17 protein-coding genes, 1 tRNA gene and 1 pseudogene are annotated in these 22,658 nt (G+C 70.1%); 7 read left to right on the top strand and 12 right to left on the bottom strand.

Annotated elements, in window-relative coordinates:
• Window positions 1-201: 201 nt before the first annotated feature.
• Window positions 202-792: a hypothetical protein gene (locus ABN273_RS07445; protein ID WP_349447901.1), complete on the top strand. Its 591-nt coding sequence runs from the start codon at window positions 202-204 to the stop codon at window positions 790-792.
• Window positions 793-811: 19 nt separating this feature from the next.
• Here the strand turns inward: ABN273_RS07445 and ABN273_RS07450 are convergent, their stop codons facing one another.
• Complete coding sequence (locus tag ABN273_RS07450) at window positions 812-1,396, bottom strand: ANTAR domain-containing response regulator (RefSeq protein WP_349447902.1); 585 nt, start codon at window positions 1,394-1,396, stop codon at window positions 812-814.
• Window positions 1,397-1,511: 115 nt separating this feature from the next.
• Here ABN273_RS07450 and ABN273_RS07455 point away from each other — a divergent pair.
• Both ABN273_RS07455 and ABN273_RS07460 read left to right on the top strand, forming a co-directional pair.
• Window positions 1,512-1,586: transfer RNA gene (locus ABN273_RS07455), tRNA-Leu, on the top strand.
• Window positions 1,587-1,775: 189 nt separating this feature from the next.
• Window positions 1,776-2,417: a transcriptional regulator gene (locus ABN273_RS07460; RefSeq protein WP_349447903.1), complete on the top strand. Its 642-nt coding sequence runs from the start codon at window positions 1,776-1,778 to the stop codon at window positions 2,415-2,417.
• A 3-nt stretch (window positions 2,418-2,420) separates the two neighbouring features.
• Here the strand turns inward: ABN273_RS07460 and ABN273_RS07465 are convergent, their stop codons facing one another.
• Window positions 2,421-2,606, bottom strand: a complete 186-nt coding sequence (locus ABN273_RS07465; RefSeq protein WP_349447904.1) for a hypothetical protein — start codon at window positions 2,604-2,606, stop codon at window positions 2,421-2,423.
• An 81-nt stretch (window positions 2,607-2,687) separates the two neighbouring features.
• On the opposite strand from ABN273_RS07465, the gene ABN273_RS07470 reads away from it, so the two are divergent.
• The gene (locus ABN273_RS07470; protein ID WP_349447905.1) at window positions 2,688-3,110 is read left to right on the top strand and encodes a pyridoxamine 5'-phosphate oxidase family protein; all 423 of its coding nucleotides are present in this window, start codon (window positions 2,688-2,690) and stop codon (window positions 3,108-3,110) included.
• Window positions 3,111-3,211: 101 nt separating this feature from the next.
• A complete protein-coding gene (dapD, locus tag ABN273_RS07475) occupies window positions 3,212-4,174 on the top strand; it encodes a 2,3,4,5-tetrahydropyridine-2,6-dicarboxylate N-succinyltransferase (RefSeq protein WP_349447906.1) in 963 nt (320 codons plus the stop codon).
• A gap of 217 nt (window positions 4,175-4,391) precedes the next feature.
• On the opposite strand, the gene pyk is transcribed toward dapD, so the two are convergent.
• The 4 genes and pseudogenes from pyk to ABN273_RS07495 form a co-directional block, all read right to left on the bottom strand.
• Window positions 4,392-5,822 (bottom strand): pyruvate kinase, encoded by a 1,431-nt coding sequence (gene pyk / locus ABN273_RS07480; RefSeq protein WP_349447907.1) that lies wholly within the window; start codon window positions 5,820-5,822, stop codon window positions 4,392-4,394.
• 34 nt (window positions 5,823-5,856) lie between these two features.
• On the bottom strand, window positions 5,857-6,219 hold the full coding sequence (locus tag ABN273_RS07485; protein ID WP_349447908.1) for a DUF2784 domain-containing protein: 363 nt from the start codon (window positions 6,217-6,219) through the stop codon (window positions 5,857-5,859).
• Window positions 6,216-7,883 (bottom strand): S8 family peptidase, encoded by a 1,668-nt coding sequence (locus ABN273_RS07490; RefSeq protein ID WP_349447909.1) that lies wholly within the window; start codon window positions 7,881-7,883, stop codon window positions 6,216-6,218. The genes ABN273_RS07485 and ABN273_RS07490 overlap by 4 nt, the downstream gene beginning before the upstream one ends.
• A 147-nt stretch (window positions 7,884-8,030) precedes the next feature.
• Window positions 8,031-9,091 (bottom strand): annotated as a pseudogene (locus ABN273_RS07495) (aldo/keto reductase).
• A 93-nt stretch (window positions 9,092-9,184) separates the two neighbouring features.
• Here ABN273_RS07495 and ABN273_RS07500 point away from each other — a divergent pair.
• Window positions 9,185-10,018 (top strand): helix-turn-helix domain-containing protein, encoded by an 834-nt coding sequence (locus ABN273_RS07500; protein ID WP_349447910.1) that lies wholly within the window; start codon window positions 9,185-9,187, stop codon window positions 10,016-10,018.
• Between the two features lie 40 nt (window positions 10,019-10,058).
• Here ABN273_RS07500 and ABN273_RS07505 read toward each other — a convergent pair whose 3' ends face one another.
• On the bottom strand, window positions 10,059-11,555 hold the full coding sequence (locus ABN273_RS07505; RefSeq protein WP_349447911.1) for a glutamate synthase subunit beta: 1,497 nt from the start codon (window positions 11,553-11,555) through the stop codon (window positions 10,059-10,061).
• A gap of 14 nt (window positions 11,556-11,569) precedes the next feature.
• Window positions 11,570-16,075, bottom strand: a complete 4,506-nt coding sequence (gene gltB, locus ABN273_RS07510) for a glutamate synthase large subunit (RefSeq protein ID WP_349447912.1) — start codon at window positions 16,073-16,075, stop codon at window positions 11,570-11,572.
• A 416-nt stretch (window positions 16,076-16,491) separates the two neighbouring features.
• Here gltB and ABN273_RS07515 point away from each other — a divergent pair, with 416 nt between their 5' ends.
• A complete protein-coding gene (locus tag ABN273_RS07515; RefSeq protein WP_349447913.1) occupies window positions 16,492-18,036 on the top strand; it encodes a bis-aminopropyl spermidine synthase family protein in 1,545 nt (514 codons plus the stop codon).
• Window positions 18,037-18,084: 48 nt separating this feature from the next.
• Here ABN273_RS07515 and ABN273_RS07520 read toward each other — a convergent pair whose 3' ends face one another.
• The 4 genes from ABN273_RS07520 to lgt all read right to left on the bottom strand — a co-directional run bounded on the left by ABN273_RS07520 (window position 18,085) and on the right by lgt (window position 22,655).
• Window positions 18,085-18,672, bottom strand: coding sequence for a hypothetical protein (locus tag ABN273_RS07520; RefSeq protein WP_349447914.1), 588 nt, complete (start codon window positions 18,670-18,672; stop codon window positions 18,085-18,087).
• A 394-nt stretch (window positions 18,673-19,066) separates the two neighbouring features.
• On the bottom strand, window positions 19,067-19,753 hold the full coding sequence (locus ABN273_RS07525; protein WP_349447915.1) for a hypothetical protein: 687 nt from the start codon (window positions 19,751-19,753) through the stop codon (window positions 19,067-19,069).
• A 1,061-nt stretch (window positions 19,754-20,814) separates the two neighbouring features.
• Window positions 20,815-21,519, bottom strand: a complete 705-nt coding sequence (locus tag ABN273_RS07530; RefSeq protein WP_349447916.1) for a VIT1/CCC1 transporter family protein — start codon at window positions 21,517-21,519, stop codon at window positions 20,815-20,817.
• Window positions 21,516-22,655 (bottom strand): prolipoprotein diacylglyceryl transferase, encoded by a 1,140-nt coding sequence (gene lgt, locus ABN273_RS07535; protein ID WP_349447917.1) that lies wholly within the window; start codon window positions 22,653-22,655, stop codon window positions 21,516-21,518. Before lgt ends, ABN273_RS07530 begins: the two co-directional genes overlap by 4 nt.
• Window positions 22,656-22,658 lie beyond the last annotated feature (3 nt).

Raw genomic sequence — 22,658 nt, forward strand, 5'->3', positions numbered from 1 at the left:
ACCAGCTCCGCGCCGCCGGCGCCCCCACCTGCCACACCACCCGCAGGCGTATCCGTCTCCCTGGTGCAATGGCGCTCCGACGAGCCGCTGCACGCGCTTCATGTAGCCGTCCGTAATACCACCGACACGCCAGTACATTTCGCGGACCTCCAGCTGGTCACGCCGTCCTTCAAAACGCTCCCCGCGGAAAAGACCGACGCCGTGCTCAAGAGGACCGAGCGCACCGACCTGCGCATCCCGTACGGCGCCGGCAACTGCCCGCCCCAGGGCCTGCCCGACGTGAGCCCCGCCACCGTCGTGGCCCACCTCAGCACCGGCTCCGGACAGCCGTACAAGGTGGTCTTCAAGGTGCCCCACCCCGACCCGCTGCTGGCCAGACTGCTCCGCGACGAATGCTCCGCGTACCTGATCAAACAGGTGGCGGACATCGAGTTCGGCCCGGAGTGGAAGCCGTCCGGCAAGACCATGCGAGGCGAGCTGATGATCGCACGCCGCAACCCCGGCAAAGTGACACTCAACGACATGGGCGGCACCACCCACTACCAGGTCGAGCCCGAGCACCGGCCGCTCGCCACGCTCGAGCCGGACCAGCAACGACTGGAAGTGCCGATCACGCTCACTCCGGCCCGCTGCGACTCCCACGCGTTCGCCGAGGCCAAGAAGGCGTTCCTGTTCCCCGTGCGGGCAAGCGTCGACGGAGGCCAGGAACGCGTGGTCGTCGTGACACTGCCCAAACCACAGCAGGACTACCTCATCAAATGGGCAGCCAAAGTCTGCGGCCTGGCCGACTGACCGCCGTCGACGACCGAGCTCAGCTCCGCTCGGCCGCGTCGTCTATAACGATCTGGGCAACCTCACGCATGCTCAACCGCCGATCCATCGACGCCTTCTGGATCCACCTGAACGCCTGAGGCTCGCTCCAACCGTGCTGCGTCATCAACAGCCCCTTGGCGCGCTCCACCAGCTTCCGCGTCTCCAGCCGCTCCGACAGGCTCGACACCTCGGCCGCCAGCGCCACCATCTCCTCGTGCCTGCTGACCGCCATCTCGATCGCCGGCACCAGATCCGCCTTCGTGAACGGCTTCACCAGATAGGCCATCGCCCCCGCATCCCTGGCCCGCTCGACCAGGTCACGCTGGGAGAACGCGGTCAGGATCAGGCACGGGGCGATCCGCTCGGCCACGATCCGCTCGGCCGCCGAGATGCCGTCGAGCACGGGCATCTTCACGTCCAGGATGACGAGGTCGGGCCTCAGCTCGGCGGCCAGCCGGATCGCCTGCTCACCGTCCCCGGCCTCACCCACGACGACGTAGCCGTCCTCCTGGAGCATCTCCTTGAGGTCGAGGCGGATCAGGGCCTCGTCTTCCGCGATCACTACTCGCCGCTGCGTACTCACGAGCAGAAGAGTACCGATGTCCGGTACATTAGAGCCACGCTGGATTGGTGCGGCTCAGGCTTGGGCTAAGCTTCGACCGTGCAATCTGAATGAATCCGGAAATTTTCGGATTCAAGCCCCGGTACCCCAACTGGCATGAGGGAGCGGATTCAAAACCCGTACAGTGTGGGTTCGAGTCCCACCCGGGGCACAGATCAACCGCCCGGCTCTTTGCCGGGCGGTTTTGTCGGACCTAGATGCAACACTCTCCGCATGTACGATCTCACCGTCCGTGACGAAGCGCTCTGCCAGCTTGCCTCGGGACTCAGCATCAGCGAGACCAGCCGCCAGACCGGTGTCAGCCCCGCCACGAGCCGTCGGTGGCACAACCGGCCGACGCATGACTCTCCAATCCGGCACATGCCCACGTTGTGCGTTGCAACCCCATTCCCCTGCTCCTGCCGACAGTTACGCTTACCTGCTGGGCCTCTACCTCGGCGACGGCTGCATCTGCTGGGTCGGCGACCGATCCAAGCAGGTCTGGGCCCTGCGGATCGCATGCGCCGACAGGTGGCCCGGCCTCGTCGAAGAATGCATCGAAGCCCTTCAAGCCATTCGGCCGACCAACAAGGTCCGTGTGAGACAGCTACAAGGATGCAAAGACGTCAACTCCTATTCCAAGCACTGGCCACATCTGTTCCCGCACCACGGCCCCGGCAAGAAGCACAACCGTGCGATCGTGCTCGACCCGTGGCAGCGGGAGATCGTCGCGGCGCATCCCGGGAAGTTTGTGCGAGGCCTCATGCATTCCGACGGCTACCGAGGGATGAATCGCGTCCGCCGCGTCCTCCCCAGCGGCGTCCGCTGGTACGAGTATCCGCGCTACCTGTTCAAGAACGAGTCCCGCGACATTCTGGCACTCTGCGGTGAGGCGCTGGATCTGCTCGGGGTCGCCTGGCGCTTCAACAAACGCAACGAGCTCTCGGTCGCCAGGCGGGAGGCCGTGGAGCTGCTCGACCTCCACGTCGGCCCGAAATACTGACCGTCACCATGGCACGGTCCCGTCGTCGTAGAACCCGCCTGTCGGGCCGCCGGGCCCGAGGGTGGCGAGCTTGATGACGATGGCGGCGCCGTCCGCGGCCTCGTACTGCGCGACGCCTTCCCCCGCCCTCGGACGCAGGGGCGCCTTCCGTGGGTCTGAACCGCGCGTCCGCAGCCTTCGCAAGGTCACAAAAGCAGTGGTGATGAGCTTTCGGGATCGCTCCCACCGGGAATAGCCGTCTCAAGATCGATGAATCGGGGGTGGGGCAGGATGCCGTTGAGCGTGGCGGCGCGGGAGGCGTTCCTGACGGAGCCGCACATCGCGAGCCTGGCCGTGGAGGCGGATGACGGGCGGGCACCGCTGACCGTGCCCGTCTGGTACGACTACGTCCCCGGCGGGGACATCCGGTTCCTGACGGACGGTGACTCGCGCAAGGCCCAGCTGATCGCGAAGGCCGGCAGGTTCTCGATGCTGGTGCAGCGGGTCAGCCCGACATATCGGTACGTGTCCGTTGAAGGCCCCGTCATATCCTCCGAGCCCACGACGCTGGAGGACCTGACCCGCATCGCCTCCCGCTATCTGCCGCCCGACGCGGTGGAGGGATACGTGCAGGGCTCGGACCTCCACGTGCTCATGACGTTCACGATGCGGCCAGACCACTGGCTCTCCGCCGACCTGGGCGCTCTCGGCTGACTCCCGGCCGCTCCCCCGGCCGACGGGCTCCCAGCCGGCCCGGACACACCACGGCGGACCTGCGCGCTCTCCGCTGACCCGGGAAACGGTATTTTGGGCCCGTGACTGCTATCGATCCCACCTCGACCGGCGCTTTCGGCGTCGGACTCGCGACCATCGCCGCCGACGGCACCGTACTCGACACCTGGTTCCCCGCCCCCGAGCTGGGCGACGCGCCCTCGACGGGCACCGAGCGGCTCTCCGCCGGCGAGGCCGGCGAACTGGCCGAACTGACGGGTCCAGACGCGGCGCGGGGCGTGGAGGTGGTGGCGGTGCGCACCGGCATCGCCAAGCTCTCCGAGGCGCCCGTGGACGCCCACGACGTCTACCTGCGGCTGCACCTGATCTCCTCGCGCCTGGTCAGGCCGCACGGGGTGAACCTGGAGGGCGTCTTCGGCCTGCTCGCCAACGTCGTGTGGACCAATTTCGGCCCCTGCCCGGTGCCGGGCTTCGAGCAGACGCGCCTGCGGCTGCGGGCCAGGGGCGCGGTGACGGTGTACGAGGTGGACAAGTTCCCGCGGATGGTGGACTACGTGCTGCCTTCCGGCGTGCGGATCGCCGACGCCGACCGGGTGCGTCTCGGCGCACACCTGGCCAGCGGCACCACGGTCATGCACGAGGGCTTCGTGAACTTCAACGCCGGCACCCTGGGCGCCTCCATGGTGGAGGGCCGCATCTCGGCCGGTGTGGTGGTCGGCGACGGCTCCGACGTGGGCGGCGGCGCCTCGATCATGGGCACGCTCTCGGGCGGCGGCAAGCAGGTCATCTCGATCGGCGAGCGCTGCCTGCTGGGCGCCAACGCGGGGATCGGCATCTCGCTGGGCGACGACTGCGTGGTCGAGGCGGGACTGTACGTGACGGCGGGCACGAAGGTCGCCCTCCCGGACGGCACGGTGGTGAAGGCGGCCGAGCTGTCCGGCTCGAACGGGATCCTGCTGCGCCGCAACTCGCAGTCGGGCGCGGTTGAGGCGGTGCCCCGCACCGGCGACGGCATCGAGCTCAACGCCGCTCTGCACGCCAACTGACGCCCTGTTCTTTCGCGGGCGCAGCTCCAGAGCTCACGCCCTGTTCTTCGTGCTTCGCGGGCGGCGCCGCAGGCTTGGTGCCCACGCCGCCCGCGCACACAACGGTGGATGGGCCGGCCTGCGTGCCGGTCGAACGGGGCCACGGCGCGCCGGTGAGGCGGGCAAAGCGGCTCCGTAGAGCAGCACTCACCGTGCGCAGCCGTAGCGGACCTGAAGCTCAGTGGGCGTGGGACACCGCGGAGCCGATGGTGTGGACGCGGAGGGCGTTGGTGGAGCCCGGGGTGCCGGGAGGGGAGCCGGCCACGATGACGACCTTGTCGCCCTTCTCCAGCCGCCCGGACGACAGCAGCGACGCCTCCACCTGCCGCACCATGTCGTCCGTGTGGTGCACGAACGGCACGTGGAACGTCTCCACCCCCCACGTCACCGACAGCTGCCCCCGCACGTGGGGCGAGGACGTGAAGGCCAGGAGCGGGATCGGGGAGCGGTAGCGGGCCAGGCGGCGGGCCGTCTCCCCCGACATGGTGAAGGCCACCAGCGCCTTGGCCCCGACGACGGCCCCCACCTCGGCGGCGGCGCGCGCGATGGCGCCGCCGGTGGTCTCCGGCATGCGCTCGAGCTTGTGGGTCGCGCGCAGGGACGTCTCTTCCGCGGCGCAGGCGATGCGGTCCATCGTGGAGACGGACTCGATCGGATAGTTGCCGACCGACGTCTCGCCCGACAGCATGATCGCGTCGGCGCCGTCCATGACCGCGTAGGCCACGTCGGAGGCCTCGGCGCGGGTGGGCCGGGGTGCGCTCATCATCGAGTCGAGCATCTGGGTGGCGACGATGACCGGGTGGGCCTTCTCGCGGCAGAGCTCGATGATGCGCCGCTGGACGATCGGCACCTGCTCCAGCGGCAGCTCGACGCCGAGGTCGCCGCGGGCCACCATGATGCCGTCGAAGGCGTCGACGATCTCGGGAAGGCGGTCGACGGCCTGCGGCTTCTCGATCTTGGCGATCAGCGGCAGGCGTACGGCCTCCTGCTCCATGATGTTGCGCACCACGTCGGCGTCGGAGGGGCGGCGCACGAAGGACAGAGCGATCATGTCGAAACCGGTGCGCAGCGCCCAGCGCAGGTCGGCCTCGTCCTTGTCGGTCAGCGCGGGGGCGCTGACGTTGACGCCGGGGAGGTTGAGGCCCTTGTTGTCGGAGATCATGCCGCCGATGACGACGCGCGTGATGACGCGGTCGCCGTCGACGCGGGTGGCCTCGAGCACGAGGCGGCCGTCGTCGACCAGGATCGTGTCACCGGGGCGTACGTCGTTGGGCAGCCCCTTGTAGGTGGTGGAGACCTGCTCGCGATCGCCCGGCACGTCTTCGGTGGTGATGGTGAAGACGTCGCCGAAGCCCAGCCTGACGGGGCCCTCCTCGAAGGTGCCCACGCGGATCTTGGGGCCCTGCAGGTCGGCGAGCACGCCTACGCCGCGGCCGAGGTCGGCCGCCACCTCCCTGACCCGGTCGTAGACCTCTCTGTGCATGTCATGGTTGCCATGGCTGAGGTTGAACCGTGCCACGTCCATGCCTGCGGCGATCAGCTCACGCAGGCGTTCTTCGGAGGATGTGGCGGGGCCTAGGGTGCAAACGATTTTCGCGCGACGAGTCACGAGTCCTACCTTAATTGGTACAGACCACTGGCAGTCACTGACGACGGAGAACGTAGCCCACATAAGAGAACAGAACGAGAACGGCAACCCCCAGGCGTGCCAAGTTCGTGTACTCCTCGGGGTAGATGACGCCCTCGATGTAGTTGTCGATGAACCCGCTGGGCGGCAGCCCCCGTAACCCTGCCTGGTGGCGTGCCCAGTCCTCGAGCACCGTCAATGGGCACTCGACGCCGGTCACGATCGAGATCACGCCCCAGGCTGCGACCGCTGCATGCACCCATATCGTACGCCGCCACCGCCACCGCCACCGCCACGCGACGAACCCGCCCACCACCAGGTAGGCCAGGAAGGCGAAGTGCACCACCATCGCGGCGTCCGCGATGATGCGATACGTCATGGCTCGACGGTAGCCGCGTTCCAGGCGTTGACGACGCCGTGGCCGAAGAAGCCGTTGTCGGCCTGGTCGCCCTCACAGTCCTGCGTCACGGTCTCGCCATAGGTCTTGTACACGTACTTGCGGGGCGTCGGGCAGGCCTTCTGGGTCGCCGTCTTGTACAGCAGGTCCTCGACCGTGGCGGGAGACAGGTCGAGCCCGCCCTTGCCGGGTTTGCCGAAGCGGCTGATGAGGATCGCGGCGACGCCCGTGGCATGGGGGGCGGCCATGGAGGTGCCGTCGAGGTACTGGTAGTACGAGCAGGGGCCGGCTGTGCAGTCCTTGACGACGTCCGCGCCCCTGGGCTCGCCCTTCTCGTCGATCCGGCCGGCGGCGCGCAGCACGCGCTCGGGTGCGGCGGCCAGGATCGACCTGGTGGCCTTGGCGCCCTTGCCGTCCAGGGCGTCGCCGCCGGGCGCGGCCAGGTCGGTCTGCTCGACGCCGTAGTCGCTGTAGATCGCCTTGCGCCCGGAGGGGCCGAGCGCGGAGACGGAGATGACGCCGCCCGACTCGGCGGGCACGTCGATGCAGGAGTTGTCGATCTGGCGGACCTTCTTCTCGCCCGCCGGGTAGCCGGGGCTCGCCTTGTCGACCTTGGGGCTGCCGAGGTCGATGGACTCGTTGCCGAGGGCGGAGATGAGCGTGACGCCGTGCTGGCGGGCGTAGTCGAGTGCCCGCTGCATGCCGGTGATGATGGCCTGCTGTTCGAGCTGCTGCTTCTTCGTGTCGCCCTTGTTGGCCTTGCAGTTGAACAGCCAGGGGTCGACGTAGTAGCTCATGTTCACGACGTCCACACCGATGTCGGCGGCGTAGGTGAGGGCGTCGAGGCTGGGCTTGAGGAAGAAGAACCCGGAGTCCTGCCCCGCCCGGATGTTCACGATCTGCACGTTGGGGGCCACGCCTGCGATGCCGATGCCGTTGATGGGGGAGGCGATCGTGCTGGCCACGTGGGTGCCGTGGCCGTCGTCGTCCTCGTCCACGGGGTCCTTGCAGCCGCTGGCCTCGCAGGGGCCGTCGAGCATCTCGCCGTTCTCGTCCTTGGGCTTGTCGGTGACGAAGTTGCGGCTGAGCTCGCGGTTGAAGTTCGGGGCGATGTCGGGGTGCTTGCCGTCCACGCCGGTGTCGATGACGCCGACCAGCACCTGCTTGGTGCCCGGCGCCTTGGCGTTGGCGCGTTCCGCGCCGATCATCCGCATGTCCCACTGGCGGCCTGCCAGCGGCTCTCCCGCGCGGTTCTTGGTGAACGACCCCGCGTCGGGGGAGCCCGCCGTACTCGACTTGGCTCCGGTACGGCCCTCAGGAGCGATGACGCGGTTGGTGGCGAAGCCGATGCTCCGGTCCGGGGACACCCCGATGATGGCCCGGTCCGCGCCCACCGCCTCCAGGAACCCGCCACTGCCCGAGGCCGTCAGGTAGCCGAGTCTGGCGTCCCCTCCCATCGTGGTGCCGCCGGCCCGCTCGACGGCCTCCCGCGCCTGGCGCTGCTGCCCTTCGGCGTAGAAGACGAGGTATTCGGCGCCCCGGGGGGCGGCGGGCTTTTGCGGGGTCGTGGTCGGGGTCGAGGTGGAGCAGGCGGTGAACGTGGCCACGGCGGCCAGCGCCACCAAGCCAGAGGCAACTCGCCGCATACTTCCCCCATCCACCCAGTGCCGCAGATTCTGCATCTTCCCGACAGCCATCGGCTGATGCAACTTCTCAGTGAAATTTCGGATGGGAAGGAGGGAAGCGGACCCCAGCCATGGGGTCCGCTTTGCCGTGGGTCCGGGCGGGGTCGGTCAGCGGGCGAGGTCGAGCTTGACGCCGCCCAGCATGACCTGGCGGGGCATGGGGCGGTTCAGGAACTCGTGCGGGAACCCCAGATCCACCCGGCTGGCCTCCTCCAGCGTGGCCAGCTGGCTCTCGCTGAACCGCACCTCCAAGGCCCCCAGGTTGTCCTCCAGCTGCGCCGGCGTGCGCGCTCCCACGATGGGCGCCGTGACGCCGGGGTTGAGCGTCGTCCAGGCCAGGGCGACCTGCGACGGCGTCACGCGCAGCTCGGAGGCCACCTGCTTGACCACGTCGGCGATGTCCAGGGCGCGCTCGGTCAGCGACCCGTTGGCCGCCGCGACGTTCTTGCGCGTGCCGGACGGATCGGCGGAGACCGCCTGGTCGAGGTCGGCGCGGCTGTACTTGCCGGTCAGCACCCCGCTGGCCAGCGGCGACCACGGGACCACCCCGAGCCCCATCTCCCGCGCCATCGGGATGAGGTCACGTTCGACGGTCCGCTCGACCAGGCTGTACTCGATCTGCAGGGCGATCAGCGGCGCCCACCCGCGCAGGTCGGCGATGGCCTGCATGCGGGAGACCTGCCAGGCGGGCGTGTCGGAGATGCCGGCGTAGAGCACCTTGCCCGCCCTGACGAGGTCGTCCAGGCCGCGCAGGATCTCCTCCACCGGGGTGGTGAGTCCCAGGCGTGCAGGTAGAGCAGGTCGATGTAGTCGGTGTTCAACCGGCGCAGGCTCGACTCCACCGACTGCACCATGCTCTTGCGGTGGTTGCCACCGGAGTTAGGGTCGCCGGGCCGTCTGGCCAGGGTGTACTTCGTGGCCAGCACCAGCTGCTCGCGCCGCCCCGACGCGAACTCGCCCACGAGGGTCTCCGAGGTGCCCTCCGTGTACTGGTTGGCGGTGTCGATGAAGTTGCCGCCGCGGTCCACGTACGTGTCGAAGATCCGGCGCGACTCGTCCTTGTCCGAGCCCCAGCCCCAATCCGTGCCGAACGTCATGGTCCCCAGCGCCAGCGGCGAAACACGCAGGCCGGACCGCCCGAGCAGGCGGTAGGTGTCAAGAGTCGTCATGCCATCAAGGCTGCTCCGCCGGCGAGCGGGGCGGAAGGGAAGGCTCTTCCTGGGAAGAGTTTTCCTAGGCAGGCGCGTCGTAGGATCGAAGGGATGAGCACCGTGGATCAGACCCGCGAGCTCGCGGCCTTTCTCCGCACCCGCCGCGAGCGCCTGACCCCCGGCGACGTCTCCCTGCCCGCCCGCCGCGCCCAGCGCCGCACTCCGGGCCTGCGCAGGGAGGAGGTCGCCGAGCTGGCGGGCGTCAGCGTCGACTACGTGATCCGCCTGGAGCAGGGCCGCGGTCTGCGTCCCTCGCCCGAGGTGCTGGAGGCGCTGGCCGGCGCCCTGCGGCTGAACGAGGACGAGCGGGCCTACCTGTTCGACCTGGCCCGCCAGCGGCCCACCCGGCAGGCTCCCCCGGCGGACGAGGCCGGTCCGCTGGCGCAGCTCGTCCTGGACCTGTCGCCACTGCCCGCCATGCTGGTCAACCACCGCTTCGACATCCTGGCGTGGAACCCGGAGATGGCGGCGCTGCTGTCGATGGACCTGGCCACGCTGCCTGCGCCGCAGCGCAACACGCTGTGGCTGTGCATGCTGCATCCGGGCCTGCGCGACTACTTCTGCGACAGGGAGCGTGCGCTGCGCGAGGGCATCGCCGACCTGCGGGCCTCGTGGGCGGCCCACCCCGACGACAAGGCGCTCACGGAGCTGATCGACGAGCTCACGACCGGCAGCGAGGAGGTCGCGCGGCTGTGGGCGCTGCGCGACGTGCGGGTGAACGGCCGGGGCCAGAAGCGGCTACGACACAGGGCACATGGCCCGCTGACCGTCGACTACGAGGTGCTGGCCCCGCTCCAGACCCCCGAGCAGCGGCTGATCATCTACCGCGCCGCCGACCCGGACTCGCAGAGCGTGCTCGACGCCATCGCCCGCGAGTGCACGTGAAAAGCCCGGGGCCGCGCTGATGGCAGCCCCGGGCTGAATGTCACACGAGCGGACGTGCGGTCGGCAGGATCGGGTACGGCAGCGCCGTGTCCCCGGTCAGATACCGGTCCACGCCCGAGGCGGCGGCGCGCCCCTCGGCGATGGCCCACACGATGAGCGACTGCCCGCGCCCCATGTCGCCGGCCACGAAGACGCCGTCCACCTTGGACATGTACGTCTTGTCGCGCGAGACGTTCCCCCGCGCGTCGTAGAAGCCGTCACCGGCGACCTCGGCGAGGTCCTGCAGCAGCGAGCCCTTCTCCGGCCCGACGAAGCCCATGGACAGCGTCACCAGCTCGGCCGGGATCTCCCGCTCGGTGCCCGGGATCGGCTTGAACCCGGCCTGCGGGCCCCCGACCTCGACCAGCCGCAGCGCCCGCACGTTGCCGTCGGCGTCGCCGACGAACTCGGTGGTGGAGACCGCGTAGACCCGGTCTCCACCACCGAGTTCGTCGGCGACGCCGTCGGCCAGCTCCTCGTGGGCGCTCTCCATCTTGAACAGGATCGGGAACGTCGGCCACGGCTGGCTGCCGGGCCTGTTCGCCGGCGGCTGGGGCATGATCTCCAGCTGGGTGACGGACTCGGCGCCCTGCCGGATCGCCGTGCCGATGCAGTCGGCGCCGGTGTCGCCGCCGCCGATCACCACGACGTGCTTGCCCTCGGCCGAGACGGGCGGCTTGTCGAAGTCGCCCTCCTGAACCTTGTTGGACAGCGGCAGGTACTCCATCGCCTGGTAGACGCCCTTGAGCTCGCGCCCGGCCACCGGCAGGTCGCGCCACTGGGTCGCCCCGCCCGACAGCACCACGGCGTCGAACTGCTCGCGCAGCTCGGCGGCGGTGATGTCGACGCCGACGTGCACGCCGGTGCGGAACTCGGTGCCCTCGGCCCGCATCTGCTCCAGACGGCGCTCGATGTGCCGCTTCTCCATCTTGAACTCGGGGATGCCGTACCGCAGCAGCCCGCCGATCCGGTCGGCCCGCTCGAACACGACCACGTCATGCCCGGCCCTGGTGAGCTGCTGCGCCGCGGCGAGGCCCGCCGGGCCCGAGCCGACGACCGCGACCTTCTTGCCGGTCTTGACGGCCGGGGGCTGCGGGGTCACCCAGCCCTCGGCGAACGCCCGGTCGATGATCTCGACCTCGACCCGCTTGATCGCCACGGGGTCGGAGTTGATGCCGAGCACGCACGCCGCCTCGCACGGGGCCGGGCAGAGCCGGCCCGTGAACTCGGGGAAGTTGTTCGTGGCGTGCAGCCGCTCGATCGCCTCGCGCCAGTCGGTGCGGTAGACGAGGTCGTTCCACTCGGGGATGAGGTTCCCGAGCGGGCAGCCGTTGTGGCAGAACGGGATGCCGCAGTCCATGCAGCGGGCCGCCTGCTTGGTCAGCTTCTCCTGCGAGAAGTCCTGGTAGACCTCGCGCCAGTCGCTGATGCGGACGTCCACGGGGCGGCGCGCCGGCAGCTCCCGGTCGTGCGTGAGAAAACCCTTCGGGTCAGCCATTCGGTACGCCTCCCTTAACCCTGAACCGCGGCAGACATGACCGCCTCGTCGATGTCCCTGCCTTCGATGCGGGCGGCCTCGGCGGCCGCCAGCACCCGCTTGTAGTCGGTCGGCATGATCTTGCCGAACCGGGCGAGCGCCGAGTCCCAGTCGGCCAGCAGCTCCTTGGCGACCGGCGAGCCGGTCTCCGCGAAGTGCTTCTCGACCGCCTCCTTGAGGAACTCGCCGTCCTCCTCAATGAGCGTCTCGATGGCGACCATCTCGCGGTTGACCCGCTCGGGCTTCAGGTCGAGCAGGTACGCGATGCCGCCCGACATGCCGGCCGCGAAGTTGCGCCCGGTCGGGCCGAGCACCACGGCCCGACCGCCGGTCATGTACTCGCAGCCGTGGTCGCCCACGCCCTCGACGACCGCCGTGGCGCCGGAGTTGCGGACGCAGAACCGCTCGCCGACGACGCCGCGGACGAACACCTCGCCGGACGTGGCCCCGTACAGGGCGACGTTGCCGGCGATGATGTGGCCGTCGAGCGGGGCCTCCTCGTGCGGCCGGACGGTGATCCGCCCGCCGGACAGGCCCTTGCCGAGGTAGTCGTTGGCGTCGCCGGTCAGCCTCAGCGTGACCCCGCGCGGCACGAACGCGCCGAACGAGTTGCCCGCCGAGCCGGTGAACGAGATGTCGATCGTGTTGTCGGGCAGGCCCTTGCCGCCGTACCGCTTGGTCACCTGGTAGCCGAGCATGGTGCCGACCGTGCGGTTGACGTTGCGGATGGGCAGCTCCAGCGTGACCGGGGTGCCCTCGTTGAGCGCGCCCTCGGCGAGCTGGATCAGCGTGTTGTCCAGCGCGTGCTCCAGCCCGTGGTCCTGCTCGATGACGCGGCGCAGCGGCGTGCCTGCGGGCAGCTCGGGCTTGTGCAGGATCGGCGCCAGGTCGAGCCCGCTGGCCTTCCAGTGGTCCTCGGCCGCCGACATGTCGAGCATCTCGACGTGGCCGATCGCCTCGTCGAGCGAGCGGAAGCCCAGCTCGGCCAGGTATTCGCGGATCTCCTCGGCGATGAACTCGAAGAAGTTGACCACGAACTCCGGCTTGCCGGTGAAGCGCTTGCGCAGCTCCGGGTTCTGCGTGGCGACGCCCACGGGGCAGGTGTCGAGGTGGCAGACCCGCATCATGACGCAGCCGCTGACGACGAGGGGCGCGGTGGCGAAGCCGTACTCCTCGGCGCCGAGCAGTGCGGCGATGACGACGTCGCGGCCGGTCTTGAGCTGGCCGTCGACCTGGACGACGATGCGGTCGCGCAGGTCGTTCAGCAGGAGCGTCTGCTGGGTCTCGGCCAGGCCGAGCTCCCACGGCGCGCCCGCGTGCTTGAGGCTCGTCAGGGGCGAGGCGCCGGTGCCGCCGTCGTGCCCGGAGATGAGCACCACGTCGGCGTGCGCCTTCGACACGCCCGCGGCGACCGTGCCGACGCCGACCTCGGCGACCAGCTTCACGTGGACCCGGGCCTCCGGGTTGGAGTTCTTCAGGTCGTGGATGAGCTGGGCCAGGTCCTCGATCGAGTAGATGTCGTGGTGCGGCGGCGGCGAGATGAGGCCGACGCCCGGCGTGGAGTGCCTGGTCTTGGCGATCCACGGGTAGACCTTGTGGCCGGGCAGCTGGCCGCCCTCGCCGGGCTTGGCGCCCTGGGCCATCTTGATCTGCAGGTCGGCCGCGTTCACCAGGTATTCGCTGGTGACGCCGAACCGGCCGGAGGCGACCTGCTTGATCGCGGACCTGCGGGTGTCGTCGTAGAGCCGCTCGGGGTCCTCGCCGCCCTCGCCGGTGTTGGACTTGCCGCCGAGCCGGTTCATCGCGATGGCGAGCGTCTCGTGCGCCTCCATCGAGATGGAGCCGTACGACATCGCGCCGGTGGAGAACCGCTTGACGATCTCCGAGGCCGGCTCGACCTCCTCGATCGGGATCGGGTTGCCCTTGCGCAGCTTGAACAGGCCGCGCAGGGTCATCAGCCGCTCCGCCTGGGAGTCCACGAGGTTCGTGTACTCCTTGAAGATCTCGTAGCGGCGGGTCCTCGTGGCGTGCTGCAGCTTGAAGACGGTCTCGGGGTTGAACAGGTGGGGCTCGCCCTCGCGCCGCCACTGGTACTCGCCGCCGACCTGGAGCCTGCGGTGGGCGTTCTCCGCGCGCGGGTAGGCGTGGCGGTGGCGCTGCGCGACCTCCTCGGCCAGCACATCGAAGCCGACGCCGCCCAGGCGCGAGGTGGTGCCGACGAAGCAGGAGTCGATGACCTCCTGGCTCAGGCCGAGCGCCTCGAAGATCTGCGCGCCGGTGTAGGAGGCCACCGTGGACACGCCCATCTTGGACATGACCTTGATGACGCCCTTGCCGTACGCCTTGATCAGGTTGCGCACGGCCTTGCGCTTGTCGAGCTGGAGCACGCCGGTGTCGACCAGGTCCTCGATGGTCTCGATCGCGAGGTACGGGTTGATCGCGCCGGCGCCGTACCCGATGAGCAGCGCCATGTGGTGGCACTCGCGGGCCTCGCCGGTCTCGACCACCAGGCCGATCTTGGTGCGGGTCTTCTCCTGGATCAGGTGGTGGTGCACCGCGCCGGTCAGCAGCAGCGACGGGATCGGCGCGAGCGTGTCGGACGAGCCGCGGTCGCTCAGCACGATGATCCGCGCACCGTTCGCGATCGCCTGGGACGCCTCGGCCCTGATCTCCTCCAGGCGGCGCAGCAGCGCCTCGCCGCCGCCGGCGACCTCGTACAGGCCGCTGATGACGTACGGGTGGAAGCCCGGCAGGTCGTGCTCGTCGTTGATGTGGATGATCTTGGCGAGCTCGTCGTTGTCGATCACCGGGTACGGCAGCACGAGCTGGCGGCACGACGACGGACCCGGGTTGAGCAGGTCGCCCTCGGGGCCGATGGTGCTGGCCAGCGAGGTGACCAGCTCTTCACGGATGGCGTCCAGCGGCGGGTTCGTGACCTGCGCGAACAGCTGCGTGAAGTAGTCGAACAGCAGGCGCGGCTTCTCGCTCAGCACCGCGACGGGCGTGTCGGTGCCCATCGAGCCGATCGGCTCCTGGCCGACCTTGGCCATCGGCGACAGGATGATGCGCAGCTCTTCCTCGGTGTAGCCGAAGGTCTGCTGCCGCTTGACGAGCGCCTCGTGCGTGGGGATCTCCCGCTGCCGCGCCGGCAGCTCCTCGAAGCGGACGAGCCCCGCGTGCAGCCAGTCGGCGTACGGCAGCTCGGCGGCCAGCTCGGCCTTGATCTCGTCGTCCTCGATGATCTTGCCGCGGGCGGTGTCGATGAGGAACATGCGGCCCGGCTGGAGGCGGCCCTTCCTGACCACGTCCTCCGGCTTGAAGTCCAGCACGCCGGCCTCCGAGGCCAGCACGACCAGGCCGTCGGCGGTCACCCAGAAGCGGCCAGGGCGCAGGCCGTTGCGGTCGAGCACGGCGCCGGCCAGGGTGCCGTCGGTGAACGTGATCGACGCGGGGCCGTCCCACGCCTCCATCATCGAGGAGTGGAACTCGTAGAAGGCCCGGCGCGCGGCGTCCATCTCGGTGTGGTTCTCCCACGCCTCCGGGATCATCATCAGCACGGCGTGGGGCAGGCTCCGGCCGCCGATGTGCAGCAGCTCGAGGACCTCGTCGAAGCTCGCGGTGTCGCTGCCATCCGGGTCACAGATGGGGAAAAGTCGCGAAATTTCGCCCGGGATGTGGGCAGACTGCAGCATCGCCTCGCGGGCCCGCATCCAGTTGCGGTTGCCCTTGACCGTGTTGATCTCGCCGTTGTGGGCGACGTAGCGGTACGGGTGGGCCAGCGGCCAGCTCGGGAACGTGTTGGTGGAGAAGCGCGAGTGCACCAGCGCGATCGCCGTCTCGTAACGCTCGTCGCTCAGGTCGGGGAAGAACGGCTCGACCTGGTCGGGCGTGAGCATGCCCTTGTAGACGATCGTCCTGGCGGACAGCGAGGGGAAGTACACGTCGGCCTCGTGCTCGGCCCGCTTGCGCACGCAGTACGCGAGCCGGTCGAGCTCCAGCCCCTCCCGGCCCTGCGGGTCCGAGACGAACAGCTGGGCGAAGTGCGGCATGACGGCCCTGGCGCTCGGCCCGGGCAGCGCGCGGTCGACCGGCAGCTCACGCCAGCCGAGCACGGTGAGACCTTCCTCTGCGGCGATCTCCTCGATCAGGCCCTTGGCGACGCTCCTGGCCTGCTCGTCGATCGGCAGGAAGGCCATGCCGGCCGCGTACGCGCCGGCAGAGGGAAGCGCGAACGGCACACTCGCGCGGAAGAACCCATCGGGGATCTGCGTCAGGATCCCGGCTCCGTCGCCGGTGTCCGGCTCGCTACCCTTGGCCCCCCGATGATCAAGATTGCACAGAGCCGTCAGCGCCTTGACCACGATCCCGTGCCCCCGGCGTCCGGCGACGTCGGCAACCATGGCGACACCGCAGGCATCATGCTCGTTGGCGGGGTGGTACAGGCCCTGGGGCTCGGGGAACCCGAGGTGGGCAGCAGGCATTGAATCCCTCCCGTCGTCATCGTCTGTCTAGAACTGCTTTACAGGCGGGGACGACGTTGGCCCTGCTGCATATCGTGGGTAGAGATTACCGCACGCTGCCGGAATGGTGCCCGGCACGTCCGCATTGCGAACATTCGAGCTCATCCCAGCATCCGAACTCTCTATCCCAAACCCCGGATCTGGGCCCCAAAATTCCCGCTCGACAGGCATGTTTTCCGGCACGGGGCGCAACTCCCGACTCTCCGACGCCCGCATGCCGCGACTCCCCTGACGCCCATCCGTCTCGCCGGCCCCGGGCCGGCGAGACGTCGTACGGTGACGATCGGCGGAACGGCCACTCCCCGCAACCGCGGAGAGCATCGGGGGGCGTGCGGCCGGGACCGGTGACGGGAAGACCCTCTCGATAGGGTTGCCTCATGGAGCGCGACGGGGTGGAGCGCCTGCTCGCCGAGGCCGGGGCCGACAGTAGGCGGCTGAGGCACGCCCTGACCCTCCTGTGCGACGCCCGGTGGTGGACGCTGGCGGACCTGGTCAGGGAGACCGCCACGGCCAGGCGTACCATCGAGGCCCTGCTGCGCGAGCTCCCCCTGGAGCGCAGGGGCGACACCTTCCGGATCCCGCTGACCCATGTCCCCGACTACCAGGACCTCATCGCCCTGGCCCCGCCGCCCGAGGACCCGGTGGCCCACCTGCTCCCCCACTACACGCACGAGCTTGACCGGCTCAACGACCTCATCGCCAGGGCCCCGCGCGGCCGTCACGTGCTCGACCACGTCTCGGCCACGCCGGAGACGGTGCTGCGGCGGGCGCTGCTGCTGGGCTCCCGGTTCTGGTTGCCCGGAACGCGCCTGCTCTGCGTGGGCGACCACGACCTCACCTCCCTGGCCGTCAAGCTGGTCCACCCGGAGACCGACGTCACGGTGGTCGACATCGACGAGCGCATCCTGGCCTACATCGACGACCAGCGGCTGGGCGTCCGCACCCGCTGGGCCGACCTGCGCCTCGGCCTGCCCGCCTCCGCCCGGGACCACGACCTGGCGATCACCGACCCGCCGTACACGCCGGAGGGCACGGGGCTGTTCGCGGCACGCGCCGCCGAGGGCGTGAAGGACAACGGCCGCATCCTGCTCGCGTACGGCGCCGGCGAACGCACCCCGATGCTGGCGCTGAAGGTCCAACAGGCCCTCGGGGAGCTCAACCTCGCCTACGAAGCCATTTATCCCGACTTCAACCGATATTTCGGGGCAGAGGCCATCGGTTCCGCCGCCGACCTGTACATCCTCCGTCCCACCACCAAGACCCGCCCGGCCGTGACGTCCCGGCTAAGCCGTCAAACCACCGCCATCTATACACAAGGCCCACAATCGGTCGAAAGCCCCCAGAGCGCCCTCTCAGCGTCGCTGGAGGCCGTTCAGGGCTTCAACCCCGACCTGCTGGTGGGCGACTGGCCCAAGGAGCTCACCCAGCCCCGGACACGGCTCTCGACCTGGCTCTCCAAGCCGTACGCCGCCGCCACGGACCGCGTGGCCGTGGCCCTGCCGCCCGGCCTCGAGGCGGCCCTGCCGCGCCTGCTCCTGGCGACCCGCGCATCCCACGTACGCGTCGCGGGGTCCGGCCTCCCGCCCCTGCCGGACGTGCTGTCCACCGTCTACAAGCTGAGTACCGCCGGCGGCGTCCTGGATGCCGTACGCCTGCCGCAGCCGGACGGCGAGGCCGCCTCGGTGCTGCGCAGGATCCTGGACAACGGGCACGCCAAGCTGGCCAACACCTGGCGCGAGGCCCTCATCGCGGTGGCCCGCGCTCAGGGCACGACCCTGACCAAGAACGAGGCCCGCGCGCTCATCGGCGAGGCGGCGCCGTGGGCGGAGGGCCTGACCCCGCTGGAGGCCCCGCTCCACCGCCTGTCCAGCCTCCCGGAAGCCGTCACCGCGACCGTCACGGCCCTGACGACGACCACCTGACCACCACCCCGGCCCCGGCGGCGTCCGCCCGTGAGGCTCGAGCCGAGGTCAGGTCGCGGCGACGATGCGGCTCTGGACCACTCGTCCGAGCCCGTCGAGCGCCACGAGGGCGGTGACCAGATCCTGGTCGGGCGCCGTCCCTCCGACCCAGCTCACGGTCACGTAGTGGCCCATCGCCCGCGCCTGGGCCCGGCTGCGGGCGGCCTCGAACACGCCGTCCTGCCGTACGAACCCGTCCTTGCCCAGCGCCGACACCAGCGCGTCGGCCGCTCGCCCGTCGCTCACGTTGAAGATGAGGAACTGGCCCGACACCGTGCTTCCCTTGTACGTCGCCTGGAGCGCCTGCGTGCAGCCGGTGGCGGAGACGCCCCAGAGCACCTCGTCGCAGTCGGTGACCTGCCGCGTGGAGTCCAGCCGCATGGTGCCGAGGGTCCGGGTGGCCGGGGTGAAGACCTCGTTCAGGGTCAGCGGCGCGGCGTCGTTCTGGCGGGTGTCGATGGCGGCGTAGAAGGCGGAGGTGGGCTCGGCGCGGAGGCTGGCGGGCCTGGGGGCGTCGCGGCGCAGCCACAACCAGCCGCCCACGGCGATGACGGCCACGCTGACGAGCACAACGGCGATGACGACACGACGCGACATCAGCCGGCCACCCCCAAGAACGCGACCCCAGCACAGGACCTCGGATGACCACCCCTGGTGGCCGTCACAACGTCACAAGGCATCGGCGGAACGCCACCGGATCGAGGCCACGACGCAAGGGACATCACCCGGCACGAGCCCCCGGATCGGGACCACGGTGCGCAGGTCACCACCCGGCACGAGGCAACGGAACGCCGCGACACGACGGGCAGCACCCGGCGAGCGACTCCGGAGCGCCCCGGCGCGGCAGGTGCCGAGCAACGGACGGCATCCGAGCCTGGCGTGGCGGGAGTTGTCAGGCAGCCGGAGCTCCGGCCAGAGCAACTGGGCCCCCGACTGCCGACGACCGGAGCCGGATGGCATGACATGGCGGACAAGGCTAGATGGCTTGACGTCAAGAGGATGGCCCTGCGATCGATACAACGCGGCGGTATACGGCCTTCTCCGCTCCGCGCAACGCCAGCGTGAGCGAGACGAAGTCGTCCTTTGCGCCTGGCTCCGCGCCGTCGGCCCTCCCGAGCCACACCAGGCCGACGTAGTGGCCGAGCGCGTAGCCGCCCGCCTCGGAGTAGCCACCTGCGGGGAAGGCGGCCTTGGAGGACTCCAGGGGTCGCGTCCACCCGCCCCGGTAAAGAGTCTTCAACGACTCGACCAGGTCAGCGGCGGACTGACCGTCTTTGAGGTTGAGCAACGTGTACTGGCCGATGTAGCGGCCGTCGGAGCTGGCGTAGAGGCCACGCGCGGCTTGCGTGCATCCGGCGTCCGACACCTGCTCGAGGAGGCTCGCACCCCACAGTGCCGCGGAGCAGTCGGTGTCGAGCTTCTTGCTGACGAGCTTGAGCTTGAGCTTCTTGGAGACGGCGAGCTCGCGCTGGCCGAACACCTCCTTCTCGGTGAGCGCCCGCTGGTCCTTGGCCCGGTCCGTGACGGGTTCGAACAGCTTGGGCGAACCCCAGCCCCTGAAGACGTGCGGCAGCGCCGTGTCGGGACCCACCACGGCGGCGCCGGTCTGACGTTCCGGGGCGGAGTAGGTGCCGAGGGAGTTGACGACGGCCACCAGCCCGCCCAGGCCCGCCAGCACGCCGACGACGGAGACGATGATGACGAGCAGCCGCTGCTGCTTCGGCCGCAGCCCCCAGTCGGTGAGCAGCGGAAGCTGCCAGTCAGAGGGCGGGGTACGCCGCCGCTTGCTCGAGAACCGACCGGACCGCCCACCATCGACTTCACCGGCGGACTCGCCACCATCGGCACCGACCGCCGAAGGAACGGCCCCATCCGCCGAACCCCGGTCGTGGAACCCATCTGCGGGATAGCCACCACTTACCCGTCCAGTCGACCGCCGGCCACGCGACCCGCCAGCCGAACGACCGCCCGTAGCCCCGTCGGCTGAACGACGACCCTTGCCACCGGCCGGATCGCCACCATCGGCCGCTAATCCACCGTGATCCCCACCGACCGGAGCTCCACCATGGGCCGGTCCGCCACCATGAGCTGGCCCACCGCCATGGGCACCAGCAGGTGAAGCGCCATCATCGGCCGGCCAGTTGCCGGCATCGGCATCGCCCGCCGAGCGGCCGCGCCGCATGCGCGCCGCCCTCCGCCCGCCACGCGACCCCGCCGAGCGCCCGCCGTCGTCGGCGCCAGCCATCGACCGGCCACCGGCACTCGACTCCCAGCCACCATCCGCACCGGCCTCCGGCCAGCCGCCCGAGGCGTGACCACTGACACCACTGCCCGTGTCCGCCGCGGACCAGCCACCGCTCTCCACACCCGCCGACCGACCGCCACCGTCCGAACCATGCCTGGACCGGCGGCCACCTGAACCACGCCTGGACCAACCGCCGCTGTCAGCACCTTGCGCGGACCAAGTGCCGCCCTCGGCACCCTGCGCGGACCAGCCACCACCCTCGGCACCCTGCGCGGACCAGCCACCACCCTCGGCACCCTGCGCGGACCAGCCACCACCATCCGCACCCTGCGCGGACCAACCGCCACCATCCGCACCAAGGCCCGGTCGGGTGCCATCCGCCCCGGTGGGGACGTCGGTGCCCGGTGCATGGCGGGTGCCGCGGGGGCGCCCCGTGCCGTCCGTACCCGGCGAAGGTCTGCCGTGCGACCCGGAGCCGGCTCGTCTGCGGGCCATCACACCCCCGCCGCGCCGATGAGGTTGCCGACGCCGAACGTGACCGCCGCGGCGACCCCGCCCACCGCCAGCTGCCGCAGCCCCGAGAACCACCAGCTGCGCGCCGTCACGGCCGAGACCAGCGCGCCTGCCGCGAACAGCGCCAGGCAGGACACCACCGCGGAGAACACCAGCTCCCGGGCTCCGAGCAAGTACGGCAGCAGGGGCAGCACCGCCCCCACGCTGAAGGACAGGAACGACGACACCGCGGCCACCATCGGCGAGGGCAGCTCGCCGGGGGCGACGCCCAGCTCGTTGCGGGCGTGGACCTCCAGCGCGCGGTCGGGGTTGCCGGAGATCTGCCTGGACACCTCGGCGGCCAGGTCAGGTGCCACGCCCTTGTCGATGAAGGTCTGCGCCAGCTCCGCCTGCTCGTCGTCAGGGTGGCGGGTCAGCTCGCGCTGCTCCACGGCGATCTCGGCCTGGGCCAGCTCGCGCTGGCTGGCCACCGAGACGTACTCGCCGCCCGCCATGGACAGCGCACCGGCGGCGAGCCCGGCGACGCCACCGAGGGCGATGACCCTCGTGTTGGCCGTGCCGCCCGCGACACCCGCGATGAGCGCGAAGTTCGACACCAGGCCGTCCATCGCGCCGAACACCGACGGCCGCAACCAGCCACCGGTGACGTCGCGATGCTGGTGGTGGATCTCCGCGCGACCACTCATCTAGGGTTCTTCTCCTTCGTCACGACTTCGCCGTCAGAGTCAGAGTCCTCCGGTGCGACCTCAGCCTCGGCGGCTTTCGCGTCAGAGGCATCCGGCCCCGGCTCCTCGGAGGCTTCCTTCTCAGGAGCCGCCGAGTGCTCGGTCTCGGAGGCTGCCGCAGTGGCGTCCTCCGGCGTGTCACGATCCGCTGCCTGATCGTCCCCCGACCGATCCTCCTCCGGCCGGTCGGCGTCCGGCGCATCGGCCCCCGGATCGCCGTCCTGCGGCGCCTCGGCACCCGTCGAGCCGGCCTGGTCGGGCGGCAGCACGACCTCCGCGCTGTCCCGCTTCCTGGCCAGCCAGAAGTACGCCAGCGCCGCCACGAACAGCACGATCGACGTCCACTGGTTGAGCCGCAGCCCGAGGAACGTCACCGCGTGGTCCACCCCGCCGACCGGGTCGATGCGCAGCCCCTCGATCCAGAAGCGGCCCAGCGTGTAGCCCGCGACGTAGAGGGCGAACAGCCGCCCGTGGTGCAGCGCGAAACGCCGCCCCGCGAAGAGGAGCACGAAGCCCAGCCCCACGTCCCACAGCGACTCGTACAGGAAGGTCGGGTGGAAGGTGGCCACGTCCTCGTAGCCTTCCAGCCGATGGTCGGGGTCGATCTCGAGGCCCCACGGCAGCGTGGTGGGCGAGCCGTACAGCTCCTGGTTGAACCAGTTTCCCCACCGGCCGATGGCCTGGGCGAAGGCGATGCCGGGCGCGACCGTGTCGGCGACCGCGCCCATCGAGATGCCACGCCGGCGCACGGACAACCAGACGCCGAGCGCGCCGAGCGAGATCGCGCCCCAGATGCCGAGGCCGCCCTCCCAGATGTACAGCGCCTGGATGGGCTCCTTGGTCGCGCGGCTGCCGAAGTAGGTCTGCCAGTCGGTGATGACGTGGTAGAGGCGGCCACCGATCAGGCCGAAGATGACCGCGGGGACCGCGATGTCGACGATCGTCCCCTTCTGGCCACCGCGGGCCTGCCAGCGCCGCTCGCTCAGCCAGACGGCGACGATGACGCCGAGCACGATGCATAGCGCATAAGCCCGGATCGGGATGATTCCGAGATACCAGACCCCCTGGGAAGGGCTGGGAATCGAGGCAAGGGGCATGTC

This window comes from Nonomuraea sp. B19D2, assembly GCF_040137845.1.
Classification (GTDB): domain Bacteria; phylum Actinomycetota; class Actinomycetes; order Streptosporangiales; family Streptosporangiaceae; genus Nonomuraea.